The 17,274-nt window shown below is 53.6% G+C and carries 13 protein-coding genes; 11 read left to right on the plus strand and 2 right to left on the minus strand.

Annotation, left to right across the window (positions count from 1 at the left end; genetic code table 11):
* Positions 1-38 precede the first annotated feature (38 nt).
* The 4 genes from F1379_RS20650 to F1379_RS20665 all read left to right on the plus strand — a co-directional run bounded on the left by F1379_RS20650 (position 39) and on the right by F1379_RS20665 (position 4,265).
* Positions 39-2,012 carry a heavy metal translocating P-type ATPase gene (locus tag F1379_RS20650; protein WP_150273433.1) on the plus strand — a complete coding sequence of 658 codons (1,974 nt, stop codon included), beginning with the start codon at positions 39-41 and terminating at the stop codon, positions 2,010-2,012.
* A 355-nt stretch (positions 2,013-2,367) separates the two neighbouring features.
* Positions 2,368-3,312 (plus strand): thioredoxin-disulfide reductase, encoded by a 945-nt coding sequence (trxB, locus tag F1379_RS20655; RefSeq protein ID WP_150273435.1) that lies wholly within the window; start codon positions 2,368-2,370, stop codon positions 3,310-3,312.
* Positions 3,313-3,448: 136 nt separating this feature from the next.
* Positions 3,449-3,688: a glutaredoxin family protein gene (locus F1379_RS20660; protein ID WP_150273437.1), complete on the plus strand. Its 240-nt coding sequence runs from the start codon at positions 3,449-3,451 to the stop codon at positions 3,686-3,688.
* 142 nt (positions 3,689-3,830) lie between these two features.
* Positions 3,831-4,265, plus strand: a complete 435-nt coding sequence (locus F1379_RS20665; protein ID WP_150273439.1) for a GNAT family N-acetyltransferase — start codon at positions 3,831-3,833, stop codon at positions 4,263-4,265.
* Positions 4,266-4,276: 11 nt separating this feature from the next.
* Here F1379_RS20665 and F1379_RS20670 read toward each other — a convergent pair whose 3' ends face one another.
* Together F1379_RS20670 and F1379_RS20675 are read right to left on the minus strand one after the other, a co-directional pair.
* Positions 4,277-4,441 (minus strand): hypothetical protein, encoded by a 165-nt coding sequence (locus F1379_RS20670; RefSeq protein ID WP_239004748.1) that lies wholly within the window; start codon positions 4,439-4,441, stop codon positions 4,277-4,279.
* A 170-nt stretch (positions 4,442-4,611) separates the two neighbouring features.
* Positions 4,612-5,772 carry an ROK family transcriptional regulator gene (locus F1379_RS20675; protein ID WP_150273444.1) on the minus strand — a complete coding sequence of 387 codons (1,161 nt, stop codon included), beginning with the start codon at positions 5,770-5,772 and terminating at the stop codon, positions 4,612-4,614.
* 307 nt (positions 5,773-6,079) lie between these two features.
* Between F1379_RS20675 and xylA the strand changes: the two genes are divergently transcribed.
* The 7 genes from xylA to F1379_RS20710 all read left to right on the plus strand — a co-directional run bounded on the left by xylA (position 6,080) and on the right by F1379_RS20710 (position 17,256).
* Positions 6,080-7,396, plus strand: coding sequence for a xylose isomerase (xylA, locus tag F1379_RS20680; RefSeq protein WP_150273446.1), 1,317 nt, complete (start codon positions 6,080-6,082; stop codon positions 7,394-7,396).
* 713 nt (positions 7,397-8,109) lie between these two features.
* The gene (gene xylB / locus F1379_RS20685) at positions 8,110-9,606 is read left to right on the plus strand and encodes a xylulokinase (RefSeq protein ID WP_150273448.1); all 1,497 of its coding nucleotides are present in this window, start codon (positions 8,110-8,112) and stop codon (positions 9,604-9,606) included.
* Between the two features lie 95 nt (positions 9,607-9,701).
* Positions 9,702-11,243: a response regulator transcription factor gene (locus F1379_RS20690; RefSeq protein WP_150273450.1), complete on the plus strand. Its 1,542-nt coding sequence runs from the start codon at positions 9,702-9,704 to the stop codon at positions 11,241-11,243.
* Positions 11,244-11,449: 206 nt separating this feature from the next.
* Positions 11,450-13,267 carry a sensor histidine kinase gene (locus tag F1379_RS20695; RefSeq protein ID WP_150273452.1) on the plus strand — a complete coding sequence of 606 codons (1,818 nt, stop codon included), beginning with the start codon at positions 11,450-11,452 and terminating at the stop codon, positions 13,265-13,267.
* Positions 13,268-13,386: 119 nt separating this feature from the next.
* Positions 13,387-14,367, plus strand: coding sequence for an ABC transporter permease (locus F1379_RS20700; protein ID WP_239004749.1), 981 nt, complete (start codon positions 13,387-13,389; stop codon positions 14,365-14,367).
* Between the two features lie 15 nt (positions 14,368-14,382).
* On the plus strand, positions 14,383-15,282 hold the full coding sequence (locus F1379_RS20705) for a carbohydrate ABC transporter permease (protein ID WP_150273457.1): 900 nt from the start codon (positions 14,383-14,385) through the stop codon (positions 15,280-15,282).
* Positions 15,283-15,507: 225 nt separating this feature from the next.
* Positions 15,508-17,256 carry an ABC transporter substrate-binding protein gene (locus tag F1379_RS20710; RefSeq protein ID WP_150273460.1) on the plus strand — a complete coding sequence of 583 codons (1,749 nt, stop codon included), beginning with the start codon at positions 15,508-15,510 and terminating at the stop codon, positions 17,254-17,256.
* Positions 17,257-17,274 lie beyond the last annotated feature (18 nt).

Here is a 17,274-nt window from a genome sequence, read left to right on the forward strand (position 1 = left end):
AATAATGGAATTCATTCTCAACGAGAAAGGTGATCAATATGCAAGCGACATCCAAATCGATTCCCAAGTCTATCTCATCCCGCGGGGGGACCGGAGCTCCCCAGGCTCCGAAGCCGCGGCGGTTCGACCCTGTAGCGATGCTGGGCAATTCCGAAATGCAGGCGGCGCTCGGCAGCGGTGTGCTAATGCTGGTAGCCTGGCTGACCAGCGGCTGGTCGGAGGCTATATCCATCCTTCTCTACGTGGTATCCTATGCGCTGGGCGGCTGGATCAAGGCGAAGGAGGGCGTGCAGACATTACTGCAGGAACGCGATCTGGACGTCAACCTGCTGATGATTGCGGCCGCGCTGGGGGCGGCTTCCATTGGCTACTGGAATGAAGGGGCCATGCTGATCTTCATCTTCGCGCTCAGCGGGGCGCTGGAGAGCTACACGATGGAACGCAGCAAGAAGGATATCTCGTCGCTCATGGCACTCAAGCCGGCGACGGCTGTGCGGATCGAGCAGGGCGGCATGAATGAGGTGCCGATTGATTCTCTGCAGATCGGTGATCTGCTGCTCGTCCGTCCGGGCGAACTGATTCCGGCGGACGGCAAGGTCTACCGTGGCGAATCGGCGGTGGATCAGGCCTCCATTACCGGTGAATCGCTGCCCGTGGAGAAGTCGCCGGGAAGCGAAGTCTATGCCGGTACCGTGAACGGGGAAGGCCCGCTGCATATCGAAGTGACGCGTTCGGCGGAGGATACGCTGTTCGCCAAGATCATCCGCATGGTTGCCGAAGCGGAGACTGAGGTACCCGATTCACAGCGGTTTATTAAACGGCTGGAATCTATTTATGCCCGGCTGGTGGTGGCCGCAACAGTTCTGCTGATTGCCCTCCCGCCGTTTGTGCTGGATTGGAGCTGGAGTGATACGTTCTACAAAGCGATGGTGTTCCTGGTAGTCGCGTCACCTTGTGCGCTTGTATCGTCGATTATGCCGGCGATGCTGTCGGCTATCTCCAAGAGCGCCCGCAAGGGGATTCTCTTCAAAGGCGGCGTGCATCTGGAGAACATGGCGAAGACGGCAGTGGTAGCCTTTGACAAGACCGGCACATTGACCGGAGGGGTGCCGCAGGTGACTGATTTTATCGCTGGAGCAGGCTATAACCGTGAGGAACTGCTGGCAGTCAGCGCGTCGATCGAGGCGTTGTCCCGCCATCCGCTGGCCGAGGCCGTCGTTGCCTTGGCTGAAGCGGAAGCTGCGGGGCTGTACCCGGTCGAGGACAGTATGTCTGTGACCGGCTGGGGAATGGAGGGCCGGGTGGGCGGCACGCTGTGGCGCATTGGCAAATCGACTCCGCTGGATGACCCGGAGCTGGCCCTCACGCATGACGAAGAGACGCTGGCGTACTGGAAAGAGCTGCGCCGGCGGTTTGAGGCAGAGGGGAAGACGGTATCCCTGGTGCTGGACGGCAGCCGGGTAGCGGGAATGATTGCCCTGCAGGATACGCTGCGGCCGCAGGCGGAAGAAGCGGTGCGCCGGCTGCAGGCGCTCGGCCTCAAGGTGGCGATGCTGACGGGCGACCGCCAGGCGACTGCCGATGTCATTGCGCAGAAGACAGGTGTGGATCTGGTCTTTGCCGATCTGCTGCCGGAGGATAAGGTAGAACATGTCCGCAGCCTGCGCGAGCAATACGGTCATGTTATTATGGTTGGCGACGGCGTAAACGACGCACCGGCGCTGGCAACGGCGACCGTCGGAATGGGAATGGGCATGAAGGGGAGCGGAGCGGCACTGGAGATTGCCGATGTTGTGCTGATGAATGACAATATCGAAGAGATTGCCTCTGCCGTCGCCCTGGCCCGCCGCTCGCAGCGGATTGTGAAGCAGAACATGATTTTTGCCGTGAGCGTAATCTTTGCTCTGCTCATCGGGAATTTCTGGCAGGGCATTGCCCTTCCGTTTGGTGTGGTCGGCCATGAAGGCAGCACCATTCTGGTGATCCTTAACGGACTTAGATTGCTGCGCTAAGCTAAGGGTTCATACGAATAGGCCAGTCCGGAACTTCCGGCTGGCCTATTTTGCAGCCAATGACTGAGGTCTGGAACTGCTGGGTGGATACCCACAAGAATTTAGATTGCCCAAAATCTAATTGTTAACAAAAAATATTCCGCAAACGAGTCTGGCATATTGACAGAATCGTTCAAGGTCAGCATAATGAATACTACATTATAATAATTTTAAAGTAGTCAGTTGCCTTCGAGCGCCGGCTGCTGAACGGTAGGGCATCTGCCTTAAATATAAGAACAACTCTGTTGCGGCATGTATAACCTCTTATATTTGTAGAACAGACGTATCAGCCGTCCATTCCAAGGAGGATATGGTCATGTATAAATCCATTATTGTAGGCACTGGACCGGCTGGACTCACAGCCGCCATATATCTGGCTCGCGCCAATCTCAATCCGCTTGTTATCGAAGGCCCACAGCCGGGCGGACAGCTGACCACTACTACAGAGATCGAGAATTTCCCGGGATTCACGGATGGCATTATGGGACCTGAGCTGATGGACAATATGCGCAAGCAGGCCGAACGGTTCGGTGCGCAGTTCACGACAGGCTGGGTGAAGAGCGTTGAGCTGGGAGAACGGCCGTATAAGCTGTATCTGGAAGGCAAGAGCGAGCCGCTGGTGACGGATACGCTGATCATTTCCACCGGCGCTACCGCCAAATACCTGGGTATTCCGGGCGAGCAGGACAACATCGGACGCGGAGTCAGCACCTGTGCAACCTGTGACGGATTCTTCTTCCGCGGCAAGGAAATCGTAGTTGTCGGCGGCGGAGATTCGGCGCTTGAGGAAGCCGGCTTCCTGACCCGTTTTGCTTCCAAGGTGACACTGGTGCACCGCCGTTCCGAGCTTCGCGGCTCCAAGATCATGCAGGAGCGGGTTCGCGACAATGTGAAGGTAGCCTGGGCGCTGGACCGTACGCCGCTGGAGGTTGTTTCCGGCGAGAATGGAGTAGGCGGACTCAAGGTACTGAACAATGTCACCGGACAGGAAGAAATCCTTCCGGCCAGCGGTGTGTTCGTGGCGATTGGGCATCATCCCAACACCGCGTTTCTGGGCGGGCAAATTACGACGGATGCGAACGGTTATATCGTTACGACTCCGGGCACCTCGGAGACCAATATCCCAGGGGTGTTCGCCTGCGGCGACGTGCAGGATACCCGCTACAGACAGGCTATTACGGCTGCGGGCAGCGGCTGCATGGCGGCCATGGACGCCGAGAAATATATTGAGAGCCTGGAGCACAGCGCGGTTATCATGTAATCTTTTGAATTGGTGAAACGGTGTTCCGGTGATAAAATAGATGTGAATCCGGTGCATCTCCGGCCGTCACAGCCAGCGGATCTCTTGGCTCGATGGTGTGAGGCTGTGGATTTCAGTGAGTTATGGGAGGTTCACTATGGAGAATGTGATTGTGTACACCTCAACAAATTGCCCGCATTGCCGCCAGGTCAAGAGCTTTTTGAGTGAAAAGGGCATTGCCTTCGAGGAACGCAATATTGAGCAGAACGATGATTACGCCCAGCAGGTATGGGATATGGGTATGCGCGCTGTGCCCGTAACGCTGATCGGCGGTTACAGGATCGTCGGTATGAACAAGACGCAGTTTGCCAAGGCACTTGCTGTTCTGCAGCAATAGCTCTGGACGTATACTAGGCGTGATACCAGCCGGCCGCTTCCTTAGAAGGAGGCGGTCTCTTTCGTCGTGTGTGTTCCGTAAGGAACGGTAAAATAAAAGGGCTGTACGAACGTTAATATATTTACCGCAGGGGGGACTTGGTATGCTGATTCAATTAATAAACTATTGGGATCGTGAGACGGTGAAGCGGCTGCTGGCCGAGTGCATGATGGCGGATGATACGGGCGTTGAAGCAGAACTGGAGAAATACGCTGCAGGGGAGTCGGGAAGCCTGCTGGGTCTGTTCATTGCCGGAGAATTAGCCGCTCTTGTGGGCGTGAGCCAAGTCAGGGGAGAGGTGGAGATCAGGCATTTGGCCGTTCAGCCCGGGTGGCGCGGCAAAGGCATCGGCCGCAGCATCATCCAGGAGCTGGCAGGCTGCCCGGGGATGATTTCGCTGCGGGCCGAGACGGATCGTGAGGCCGTCGGCTTTTACCGGAGTGCAGGATTTGCCGTCGTTAGCCTGGGTGAGAAATATCCGGGTGTGGAGCGTTTTGAGTGCATGCTGGCGATAACCCGCGAAGCGACAGGCAGCTGATACGAGGCCGGCTATACATGAGTAATGGTCATTACAACCTGAAACAGCGCATATACGCCCAAGCCGCTGATAATCAGCATCATGCCCGATTTCTTCCTCGACTGGAACAGACGGAGCACGCCAAGGCTGATCAGCGGGGCGATAATGAGCAGCAGCAGCAGCATGGTAATGAACATGCGAGTTGAAATATCCGATGTATCCAGAAAGGCCATAGACGCACGCTCGCTTTCCAAAAAAGAGGTAGTTGTGTGATGTAAGTCACACTCTGTATCCATTATTATAATGGATTGTAACCTCTTTTTAGCAGCGTGCAGCGTCCCAAATGCGGCAATTTTACGTCAATTTGCTATATGGTTACCCGGATATCGCCCAGAAAGTGCATGACCGCCGCAAATGCGGCGCCGATCATCGTTCCCTTGCCGCCGAGCTTGGAAAAGGTGATTTCCAGCTGCTGCTTATGGTAAGGCAGCGTACGCTCGGCAACTACATCACGCAGCGGACCGCCCAGCCAGGGCTCGGCCTCGGACAATGCGCCCCCGATAACGATTAATTCCGGATTGAAGCTGTTGATCAGATTCGTCACGCCAATCCCCAGATAGGTGCCCATCGAGTCAAAATGGCGCAGCGCATCGGCCTGGCCGCTGCGCGCATGGCGCACCAGCTCGGGGGTTGTGCGGGCCGGCAGAGGCAGGCCGGGCTGGTCATAGGTCCGTTCGGAGGCGTATAGCTCCCAGCAGCCGCGGCTTCCGCAGCTGCAGGGCGTGCCGCCCGATTCGATCGTCATATGCCCGGTTTCGCCGGCATAGCCACGGGCCCCCTTGTACAGCTCTCCTCCGATAATAATCCCCGAACCGATCCCTGAACCTGCACTGATATACAGCAGATGGCGCACGCCACGCGCAGCGCCGAAATTAAGCTCGCCCTGCGCACCGGCATTGGCTTCATTGTCGATAGTGACCGGAACGGCGAAGGCTTCCTCCAGGATGGCCCGCAGATCGACCATTTCCCAGCCAAGGTTGGGTGCAAACAGGACCACGCCGTGCTCATCCACCATTCCCGGTACTCCGACTCCGATTCCGACAATTCCATACGGCGAAGGCGGTGCAGCGGCGATCATCGTCCCGATGAGCTTCTTCATCTGCTCCACTACATAAGGCAGCTCATGGTTATCCAGCGGAGCTTCCAGCTCCTGCAAAATATGTCCGCCGAGATCGCACAGAACGGCCGACAGCTGCCGGATTCTCAGCTCCAGGCCGACGACGGTACCGGCCATGCGGTTAAAATGCAGCATCAGCGGCTTGCGGCCGCCGCTGGATTCTCCCGGACCTGCCTCCGTGACCAGCTCCTGGCCGCAAAGCTCGGCCACCAGGTTCGAGACCGTGGCCTTATTGAGACCGGTCATTTCGGATACTTTGGCCCGCGAGACCGGGGAGTGGGTGCGGATCGTATGCAGCACAAGCGATTTGTTGATTTTTTTGACCAGCGCCTGATCACCCGTAACTTTCACACAAGACACTTCCTTTGATTGATAACGTTCTCATTAAACAGTATTCCATTTAGTCTAGAGCGATAGGCATTAAAATGCAACCGCGAATCAGAGGAAAGGCGGCCCGACCGGCTTTGGTGAACGCATAGATACAGCCGTGCGAGGGCACGTTATGACCGTGGGTGGCGGTAAGTACGCGCCGTTAAATGAGGCTGAAAAAATTTTGCCCAAAACTTTGTTTAACCAATATACAAAGTCTGAAAGTTGTGTTAAGATGATGCTGTAAACGCTTGCGGGCAAAAGCTCAAAACCGAGGAGGACTTTAATAATGGCTTATTTTGAAACAGTAGGAAAAATCTCTTACGAGGGAAGCCGTTCCACCAACCCTTACGCATTCAAATTCTACAATCCAAAAGAAATCGTAGCCGGCAAAACTATGGAAGAGCACCTGAAGTTTGCAATGGCATATTGGCATACACTTACTGCCGGCGGTTCCGACCCGTTCGGCGCTGAAACCGCAGTACGCAGCTGGGACAAGCTGGACGCTCTGGACAAGGCTAAGGCCCGTGCGGAAGCCGCTTTTGAATTCATGGACAAGATGGACCTTCCATATTTCTGCTTCCATGATGTGGACATCGCTCCGGAAGGCGCTTCGCTCAGCGAATTCTACAAGAACATCGATACCATCGTTGACATTCTCGAACAGGGCATGAAGACTTCCGGCAAGAAATTGCTGTGGAACACGGCCAACATGTTCACCAATCCGCGCTTCATGCACGGTGCAGGCTCTACCTGCAATGCCGATGTATACGCTTATGCCGCTGCCCAAGTGAAGAAGGGTCTGGAAGTCGGCAAACGTCTGGGCGCATCCAACTACGTATTCTGGGGCGGCCGTGAAGGTTACGAGAACCTGATGAACACTGACATGCAGCTGGAGCAGGACAACATTGCACGCCTGTTCTCCATGGCTGTTGATTACGCGAAGGAAATCGGCTTTGACGCCCAGTTCCTGATCGAGCCTAAGCCGAAAGAGCCTACCAAGCACCAATATGACTTCGATGCTGCTACAACGATTGCGTTCCTTCAGAAGTACGGCCTTGAGAACAGCTTCAAGCTGAACCTGGAAGCCAACCATGCTACACTGGCCGGCCACACATTCGAGCATGAACTGCGCGTTGCCCGCATCAACGGCATGCTGGGCTCGCTCGACGCGAACCAGGGCGATCCGCTGCTGGGCTGGGATACCGACGAGTTCCCGGTTAACCTGTATGATGCTACCCTGACTCTGTATGAAGTACTGAAGAACGACGGTCTGGGCAAAGGCGGCATTAACTTCGACGCCAAGGTACGCCGTCCGTCCTTCGAACCGGAAGATCTGTTCCTGGCGCACATCGCCGGCATGGACACTTATGCCAAAGGCCTGAAAGTGGCTGCCAAGCTGATCGAAGACCGCGTATTCGAAGATGTTATCGAGAAGCGTTACAGCAGCTTCAGCGAAGGCATCGGCGCCGACATCGTATCCGGCAAAGCTACGCTGGCTTCCCTGGCCGACTACGCTCTGAACAACCAGAATCCGCGTCCTAACCAATCCGGACGTCAAGAGCTGCTGAAAGCGACTCTGAACCAGTACATTCTGGCTGAATAGGATTTAGCGACAACATGCGGCCCGGGTGCGGGCCGCTAATGCAACGGGGGTTGCTGAAGAAAGCATTCTTCGGCAGCCCTTTTTCTATGGATTAGTATGAGCGGCCGGTGTCAGCGCGTAGGCAATGTCTTTGAACCCGCTAATTATGACTGAACCGCCGGGTTACCAGTCCATTGAACGGTCGTTGGCCTATCGCCATCCTGTTGTTTGGAGTAAGTGGAAAACATCGAACTAATTCCATGATTTTCGCGGAAAGATAATATCTAAGTGGAAAATGTCTAACTAATTAGTGCATTTCTGTTGACATCCGCTTCAATCCGGCTGATTAAATGGACGAAATCGAACTAATTCCCTGGAATGGGGATATTTGCTGATAATAAGTTGCAAAAATCGAATTAAATATTCCTCCTTTCTTTGGGAGTCTACTTTAGCGCGGGGCTGGAATCAGTTATAGTATCAGCATAGACTATAATCTGTAGGGGAGCCGACAGAACCGGTATATCAACAGTTTAAATAAACGCGGGTTTACTCGAAGCATTAATCATTGAAGTATAGCTCGTAAAACAAAGCGAACGCTTACGAAGTCAGTTTTACTCGAAGCATTATCATTTGAAGTATAAGCTCGTAAAACAAAGCGAACGCTTACGAAGTCAGTTTTACTCGAAGCATTAATCATTGAAGTATAGCTCGTAAAACTTTTAGGAGGCTCTATCATGAACTATGTAATCGGTGTCGATCTTGGAACCAGTGCGGTCAAGACTGTGCTGGTGGACCAGCAGGGCAAGGTGGCTTTTGAACATTCGGAAGCGTATCCGCTTAGCCGCGCCCAGCCGAACTGGAGCGAGCAGAACCCTGAGGATTGGGTAAAAGGAACGCTGGTCAGCCTGCGCCGCCTGATGGAGCAGTCCGGTGTGGACCCGTCGCAGGTGGATGGCCTCAGCTTCTCCGGCCAGATGCACGGGCTTGTGCTGGTGGACAGCGAAGGCAAGGTGCTGCGTCCGGCTATTCTATGGAATGATACCCGTACAACGGCACAATGCCGCAGAATTGAACAGACGCTTGGCGGCAAGCTGATCGACATTGCGCGCAACCGTGCTTTGGAAGGGTTTACGCTGCCTAAGATCCTGTGGGTGCAGGAGAACGAACCCGAGGTGCTGGCACAGGCCCACCAGTTCCTGCTGCCCAAGGATTATGTGCGTCTGCGCTTGACCGGAGATTATGCGATGGATTACTCCGATGCGGCAGGGACCCTGCTGCTTGATGTCGCTGCCAAAGAGTGGAGCGCCGAGATTGCTGAAGCCTTCAATCTGCCGCTCGCGCTGTGTCCGAAGCTGGTGGAATCCTTCGATCTGACGGGAACGCTGCTGCCGGAAATTGCCGGGGAGACAGGCCTTCTGGCCTCGACGAAGGTATTCGCGGGCGGAGCGGATAATGCCTGCGGCGCGCTCGGCGCGGGGATTCTGGGCGAAGGCCGGACAATGTGCAGCATCGGCACCTCCGGCGTGGTGCTGTCCTATGAGAGCAACAAGGACCTCAACCTGGAAGGCAAGGTGCATTTCTTCAATCATGGCGAGAAGGATGCCTACTATATTATGGGCGTTACTCTGGCCGCAGGCCACAGCCTGACCTGGTTCAAGGAAACCTTCGCAGCGGACAAGAGCTTCGATGAGCTGCTGCAGGGTGTAGGCGCTATTCCCGCCGGCAGCGGCGGCTTGCTGTTCACGCCGTATATTTCCGGCGAGCGCACCCCGCATCCGGATGCGAATATCCGCGGCAGCTTTATCGGTATGGATTCCGGGCATACGCTGAGCCATTTTGCCCGTTCCGTACTGGAAGGCATCACCTTCTCGCTGCGTGAATCCATCGAGATCGTCCGCGATTCCGGCAAGGAGATCAACGAGATTGTCGCCATCGGCGGCGGTGCGAAGAATGAGACCTGGCTGCAGATGCAGGCGGATATCTTTAACGCCTCCATTGTGAAGCTGGAGAGTGAGCAGGGGCCGGCTATGGGCGCGGCTATGCTGGCCGCGTACGGCAGCGGCTGGTTCGCTTCTCTCGGCGAATGTGCCGAAGCCTTCATCCGTCCGGCCGAAGTGTTCAAGCCGAACGCGGAGCAAGCGGCCGTCTATGACGGATTGTTCAGTATTTACCAGGAGGTCTACGGCCAGACGCGTGGATTAAATGACAAGCTGGCGGCTTACCGCCAATAACAAGTCGCTGCTGCTTGGCCGAGTAACCGAATGACCGCGATGTTTCCGGAGGAAGCTATTTCCTCCGGATTTGGCGCATTAAGGGGGAATGCAACATGATTAAAGTGCTGATTGTCGATGACGAGCCCAAGCTGAGAGAAGGACTTCGCACCCTGATTCCTTGGGAAGAGCAGGGTTACACCGTCGTGGCTACGGCGGCGAACGGAATCGAAGCGCTTGAGAAATTTCATACCTTTGCTCCCAAGCTGGTAATCGCCGATATCCGCATGCCGGGAATGGACGGCCTTGAGCTGATCAATGAGCTGCGCAAGGAGAAGGCGGACTGTCATATTATGATCCTTAGCGGCTACGCCGATTTCGAATATGCCAAGCGGGCGATTTCCCTCCATATTGACGGCTACCTGCTGAAGCCGGTGGACGAGGAGGAACTGCTCTCCTACCTGCAGGAGCTGCGGGTGACGATCAGCCGCAAGGAGCAGCTGGACAGGCTTCATGGAGCGGTTCCCGCCGTCAGCAATGAGACACTGCTGCGCGAACTGCTGCAGCCGCGTGAGGGCGGTGAGCCTGCCGATGAACTGGTCGAAGCACTCGGGCTGGAGGAGCGCAGCTGTGAAGTGGTGCTGCTGGAGCTGAAGCGTGTTGCCAAAGGAGAAGAAGACAAGGTGGAACGCGTTAAGCAGCTGCTCGAGCGGCGTTTGGGCCAGGAGCAGGGGCTGTTCTTTACACTTGCGCCCTATATGGGTATTCTTCTGAACAAACCTCTGCGCGATGAGGCCGCCCGGACGGCAATGTGGCGGCAGCTGCAGGATGTCATCTCCCGGGAGGACATCGATTTCGTCGCTGCGGCAGGCGGAGCTGTGGAGCGCCCGCAGCAGGCCGCCGTCTCGTTCTCCGCTGCCCGCGAGCGGCTGAGCCAAGCCTTCTTTGCGCGGATGGATACGCTGCTCTACGATCAGGCGGAGGAGGGCGGAGACCTGCCCGACCAGCTTCAGGAGCCTGCCGATTCGGAGCGCGACGCAGCGATGGAGCTGCTGCTTGCGGTGGAGACAGGGAGCGATGAGGCCATTCCTGTACTGATCGGTGAGATTATCCGCCAGACGGTAGAGGTCAAACACGACGAGACGGTGATCAAGGACAGCATGATCCGGCTGCTGAGTACGACGATTGCCCGGCTGGAGGCGGTGAATCCCGAAGTCCGCGCCTGGACGGATGGTAATCCTTCCCCGGCGGCCGAAATTTTCAACAGCTTCTATCTCACGGAGGCTGAGAACAAGCTGGTGGAATATCTGTCCAGGCTATCGCGACATTTGAACAGCGGCGGCAGAGGCGATGAGATCAAACGGATTACCGATCTCATTCAGCGGCGTTATAACGAGAACCTGAAGCTGGGTACGCTCGCCGAACTCTTTAATTACAATAGCGCATATCTGGGCAAGATGTTCAAGCTTCAGGTAGGAGAGCATTTCAATACGTATCTGGACAAGGTCCGGATTGAGAAGGCCAAGCAGTTTCTGGCCCAGGGCATGAAGGTCTACGAAGTGGCGGAGAAGGTTGGTTACATGAACTCGGATTACTTCAACGCCAAGTTCCGCAAGTATGTCGGCGTGTCGCCAAGCGCTTTCCGCAAAGAGAATTAAATTGACGCAGGCGTGATTTGAGGGTCCCCGCAAAGTACCTGGGTCTGCGCCCGGCGTAATGGCCCCGGTTGTGGATTATTTTGAACCTTGCGCAAGGATTTGTCAGCGATTATGATAAACAGGCTATTCCCCGTTTGGATGCAGCGGACGGGAATGGCCTGTTTTCCTTGCATAGCGGGGAATGGTCTTGAGAAAGGGGGGATTCCATGAAGAAGCTGATTCGCTTAACCAATAACATCATTAATAATATGAAGTTCAAAAACAAGCTGATTGTCTTCTATATTGTGGTAGTCATGATTCCGGTGTTGATCGTCGGAATTATCCTGACCAGCTATTTCCGGGAGGCTGCACTGGAGCGGGCGATCGAGCAGGCCACGAACAACGTGGAGAAAGTGAAGACGCAGCTGGCCAGCAAGCTTCGTGTCCCTACAGACATTTCAGATTTGCTATATTTCTCCGATGAGCTGGAGGTCCTTGCCAACACCAGGTATTCCAATATTCTGGAGCTGACCCAGGCTTACCGGGAGTTCACGAATTTCCAGGAATTTATTCTCCAGTACCGGGAAATTTCCAACATCCGTTTCTACATTGAGAACGAGACGCTGGTTGATAATATGTCCATTATTCCGTTGACGGATGAATTGAAATCCCGGTATTGGTATCAAAAAGCGATGGAGAGCAGCGGAATCTACTGGATGTATATCTCTGACAATGAGAACTTCCTGACCAGCGAACGGGCGTCCATCAACAAGCTGAGCCTGGTCCGGCAGGTGCCTTACAACGAGTACGGAAAAGTCGGAGTTCTGATGGTGCAGGTAGTGCAGAATGAGCTTAACGGCATGCTGGTGCAGGAGCCATTCGAGACGATTGTAATGGACGAGTGGGGCACGATCGTAGCTGCGAAGAATCCCGAACTGGTGGGTGCCACACAGGAGGAGATTGACATTGACATCGATTTGCAAAATGAGACGAAGGATGTCATCCGGACCAATGTCAAAGGTGAACCTTCCTATGTCATCGTCGATGAGGTAAGGCCGGCTGCCAGTGTCAGCAAGCTGAAGGTCATCTCGGTGTTCGAGACCGGCAGCATTCTGGACGGTGCCAACAAAGTAGGGACACTGGGTCTGCTCATCATCAGCGGGGTGCTGCTGGTGGCTCTGGTAATGGTATATATCATTTCCCTGTTAACCACGAACCGGCTGCTCCGGCTGAGCCGCCAGCTGAATCAGGTCGCGCTCGGCAATCTGAAGGTAGTATCGCATATCGACGGAACAGACGAGATCGGTCAGCTGTCACGCCAGTTCAATTATATGGTGCGCAGCATTAATCAATTGATTGAGCAGGTAATCGAGAGCAATGAGCGTAACAATAAGCTGGAAATCGCCCAGCGGGAAATCAAGCTGAAGATGATGGCGAGTCAGATTCATCCGCATTTTCTGTTCAATGCCCTGGAATCGATTCGTATGAACGCCCATCTCAAAGGAGAGAAGGAAATTGCCAATATCGTCCGGCAGCTCGGCAAGCTGATGCGCAAGAATCTGGAGGTCGGCCGCGAGCGAGCGCCGATGAAGGAAGAAATCGAGATGATCCGTTCCTATCTGGAAATCCAGAAATTCCGCTATGAGGACCGTCTGATGTACGAGGTACATTTCGATCCGCGAGCCGCCGATGTACTGCTTCCGCCGCTGATTATCCAGCCGCTCGTGGAGAACTCTGTAGTCCATGGCCTGGAGAACAAGGAGGGGACGGTCCACGTGATGGTCGATATTACTTATGCGGGAGATATGCTGCAGATCGTGGTGAGCGATGACGGGATCGGAATCAAGGAGCAGCGTCTGATCCAAATCCTCGAGCTAATCAATAAGGCGGAGGAAGAACCGCAAAGCCGGATTGGTCTGCGCAATGTGCATCAGCGGCTGGTGATGTATTACGGGGCCGAGCACGGTTTGAACATTGAGAGCAAGGACGGACACGGGACGACAATCTCATTTTCCATACCTGCTGATAGCGATTTCAACCCTTGAGCCGCCTGCATTCGTGCAATGTCAAATTTGTATATGATTTTGAGTAAAATCTGTCGGGTATCCGCAAATAATCGGGTGGAGTATGATATGAATATAAAAAAGAAGGGGGAATATTAAACGTGAAAGCGCTCACGGAAAACGGTGTTACAGCAAATGAAAGCGTAACCCCCGCCCCACCTACAAAGCGGAAGAGTGGATTTTGGAAAAGCGTAGTACAACAAAAGTACTTGTATCTGATGTCGCTTCCATTTGTAATCTGGGTATTCATCTTCAGTTACCTGCCCTTGTGGGGATGGACGATGGCATTTCAAAATTATAAGCCGGCCAAGTCCTTCGGCGAACAGAAATGGGTCGGACTGGACAACTTCAAAGAACTGTTTTCGGATGATCGTTTCTATCTCGTACTAAGAAATACGCTCGCGATGAGCGGGCTCGGACTGGTGTTCGGGTTTGTCGTACCGATCCTGTTCGCGGTATTGCTCAACGAACTCAAGGGCAGCCTGTTCAAACGGACCGTACAGACGGTATCCTACCTGCCCCACTTTGTATCCTGGGTAGTTGTCGGGGGCCTCGTCTACAAGATGCTCGCCATTGAAGGCGGGGGTGTCAACGATCTTCTCCTGTGGCTGAACATTATTGATGAACCGATTCAATTCATGGCCCAGCCGAAGATGTTCTGGGGAATTGTAACGGTATCGGATCTCTGGAAGGAAACCGGCTGGAATGCCATCATCTATTTGGCGGCAATTACCGGTATCGACAAAGAGCTGTATGAAGCTGCTAAAGTCGACGGAGCCGGAAGAATTAAGCAGATGTTCCACATTACCTTGCCGGGTATCCGTACCACCATCACCGTTCTGCTGATCATGTCGATCGGCCACATGGTCTCGACAGGCTTCGAGAAGCAGTTCCAGCTCACCAACAGCCTGTTAACCGATTACTCTGAAGTACTTGATTTGTATGCGCTTAATTACGGCATTAAAATTGCCCGGTTCTCATATGGTACCGCAATCAGTATGTTCACCTCAGTGGTCAGTGTCATCCTGCTGCTTATCGCCAACGGTGTATCTAAGAAACTTACTAAAGAGAGCATTATGTAAAGGAGGGGTCCTAAAGTGGCAGCTAAAGCTTTTGAACTGAAAAAGTCCGAACGGGCATTTGATATCTTTCTGTACATCTTCCTGGGAATTGTCATGATTGTGACGCTTTATCCCTTCTTGAACGTGCTGGCAATTTCCTTCAATGATTCTACGGATACCGTCCGCGGCGGCATTACCATCTGGCCGCGGGAATGGACACTGGATAATTACAAACGAATCTTCAGCTATACCGGCCTGATTCAAGGCTTTAAAGTTTCGGTAATGCGTACAGTAGTCGGTACACTGCTGGGACTGATCAGCGCCTCGATGCTGGCGTTCACGCTCAGCCGTCCGGAATTCAGAGCAAGAAAGCTCTTCTCTTACTTCCTGATTCTGACCATGTACTTCTCCGGTGGTATGGTACCGGCGTACATCCTGATGAGAGACCTGAACCTGATCGGCACCTTCTGGATTTACGTTCTGCCGGGTGCAGTATCCGCCTTTAACGTATTCATCATCCGTTCCTTCATGGATGGTCTGCCGTTTGCCCTGCAGGAATCAGCTAAGCTGGACGGCGCCAATGACTTCAAAATTTTCTACAAGATTATTCTACCGCTCTGTAAGCCGGTACTGGCCACAGTCACGCTCTTCCTGGCGGTGGGTCAATGGAATGAATGGTTTACAACATATCTGTATAACGGTAACAAGTCGCATCTGACTACGCTGCAATACGAGCTGATGAAGGTGCTCGCGACAACGAATCAGGGTAGCGGCATGACCAACTCCAATGACCTGGCTAACCAGATGGCGCAGGTATCACCGGAATCAATCAAGATGGCTATTACCATTGTCGTTACAGTACCAATTCTCGTCGTATACCCGTTCTTGCAGAAATACTTTGTCAGCGGGATGACTCTGGGTGCGGTTAAGGCGTAAGGTTTGTTATTAAGCAATCAAGCTATAATAGGCATGGGAACGCATTGCTGATCCGGCACATTCGGATTGGGACAGCGTTCCCACCCTAATCCGCTTAAGCAGATGCGAAAAGTAAGTGAACAATAATTCTTGTTGTAGTGGTTTTGCAAGCGCTAACAATGGTATACTCAGGACCTTCCTGATTATGCATAGATGCTTTACACAATTATTCAAGGGGGAGAACAAATGAACCGCAAGAGTACAAAAACAGTCTTCACACTGATGCTTCTCAGCACGATGCTGATCGCCGGATGTGGCGGCAACAATAACAATGCGGCCAACAATGCTGCGAACAGCGGCAATACAGGCACCAACACAGGTAGCGAAGCAGCCGGCAACAACGCCGCTGCCGAGGATACAAGCCCGATGACGATTACCTTCTTCGGCGCTGACACCAGCCCGAATTGGAACAACATGCAGGACGACGTCGGTAAAGCCATTACCGAGAAGACAGGCGTAACTATTGAAGCGGAATATGACGTGGCCAGCGGCGGCGGAGAGGACAAGATCTCTCTGATGGCGGCAAGTGCTGACATGCCTGACCTTATTTTCGCCAAAGGTAACCTGGGCAAGCTGATTGATGCAGGAATGGTCCTGGATCTGACAGACCTGATCGAGGAACATGCGCCGAACATGAAGAAGCTGTTCAGCGAAAACATGAACCGTCTGAAATACAGCAACGAAGACCAGGCTATCTACTCCATTCCAACCAATGCCGGTGTAAATCAACAGAGCTTTGACGCTACCGGTGGTTTTGAACTCCAGCACCGCGTATTGAAAGAGCTGGGCTATCCGGAAATCCGCACCACAGCTGATTTCGAAAAGGCGCTTAAGGATTATGTTGCTCTGCATCCTGAGACCGACGGTCAGCCGACCATTCCGCTGACGCTGAATGCAGATGACTGGAAGATTATGATTACGGTTACTAACCCAGCGTTTATTTCAACCGGCCTGCCGGACGACGGTGAATACTACATCAATCCGGAAAACTATGAAGCTCAGCTGCACTACAAACGTCCGGAAGAAAAAGAATATTTCCGTTGGCTGAACGGTCTGTATGCCCAAGGCCTCCTGGACAAAGACACCTTCGTACAGAAGGATGACCAATACAAAGCCAAGATTGCAAGCGGCCGCGTACTGGGCCTGATTTCTCAGGAATGGGAATACCAGGATGCTGAGAATGCTCTGAAATCCGCCGGCAAGCATGACTACACTTATGCTCATTTCCCGGTAACCATGTCTGAGGAATATCAAGATCATTCCTTCCAGCAAACAGGTATCGACGGCTATGGTCTGGCTATCTCGGCTGAAGCCAAAGATCCGGTCCGCATCATCAAATTCCTGGACTGGATGGCTTCCGAAGAAGGTCAAGTGCTCAGAAACTGGGGTATTGAAGGCAAGCATTACACCGTAAACGCTGATGGCGTCCGTGAAGTGCCGGCCGAAATCAAAGACAGAAAAGTAAATGATGTCAACAACTTCACCAAAGAATCCGGTATCGGCCTGTACGGCGTATTCGGCGCTAAATATGGCGACGGCGTGAAGGATTCCACCGGCAACTACTATACTACAAGCTTCCCGGAAGAAATCGTAGCTTCCTACTCTGATGTTGAGAAAGAGTCGCTTGCTGCTTATAAAGCAACTACCTGGAAGGATCTGTTCCCGGCTGAAGATGCGTTCCCAACCAAGGAATGGGGCGCTCTGTACAACATGCCGACTCCTACTGACGGCCAATATCAAGTAATCTACCAGAAGACACAGGATATTATCCGCAAACGTATTCCAGAAGCAATCCTGTCTGCACCGGCAGATTTCGACAAAGTGTATGATGCGTTCCTGGCTGAGCTGGACAAAGCCGGCGCTAAGGACATGGAAGCCGAGTACACTGGACTCGTGAAGCAGAGAGTTGAACTCTGGACTGGAAAAGACCTGTAAGGGTTGATTCGGAGCGGT

The sequence above is a fragment of the Paenibacillus tepidiphilus genome (assembly GCF_008635795.1).
Lineage (GTDB): Bacteria > Bacillota > Bacilli > Paenibacillales > Paenibacillaceae > Paenibacillus_AQ > Paenibacillus_AQ tepidiphilus.

Coding starts and splice junctions, on each gene's coding strand:
- F1379_RS20710 (WP_150273460.1), top strand. CDS start 15,508: ATGAACCGCAAGAGTACAAAAACAGTCTTCACACTGATGCTTCTCAGC.
- F1379_RS20665 (WP_150273439.1), top strand. CDS start 3,831: ATGCTGATTCAATTAATAAACTATTGGGATCGTGAGACGGTGAAGCGG.
- F1379_RS20660 (WP_150273437.1), top strand. CDS start 3,449: ATGGAGAATGTGATTGTGTACACCTCAACAAATTGCCCGCATTGCCGC.
- F1379_RS20670 (WP_239004748.1), bottom strand. CDS start 4,441: ATGTTCATTACCATGCTGCTGCTGCTGCTCATTATCGCCCCGCTGATC.
- xylB (WP_150273448.1), top strand. CDS start 8,110: ATGAACTATGTAATCGGTGTCGATCTTGGAACCAGTGCGGTCAAGACT.
- F1379_RS20650 (WP_150273433.1), top strand. CDS start 39: ATGCAAGCGACATCCAAATCGATTCCCAAGTCTATCTCATCCCGCGGG.
- F1379_RS20690 (WP_150273450.1), top strand. CDS start 9,702: ATGATTAAAGTGCTGATTGTCGATGACGAGCCCAAGCTGAGAGAAGGA.
- xylA (WP_150273446.1), top strand. CDS start 6,080: ATGGCTTATTTTGAAACAGTAGGAAAAATCTCTTACGAGGGAAGCCGT.
- F1379_RS20695 (WP_150273452.1), top strand. CDS start 11,450: ATGAAGAAGCTGATTCGCTTAACCAATAACATCATTAATAATATGAAG.
- trxB (WP_150273435.1), top strand. CDS start 2,368: ATGTATAAATCCATTATTGTAGGCACTGGACCGGCTGGACTCACAGCC.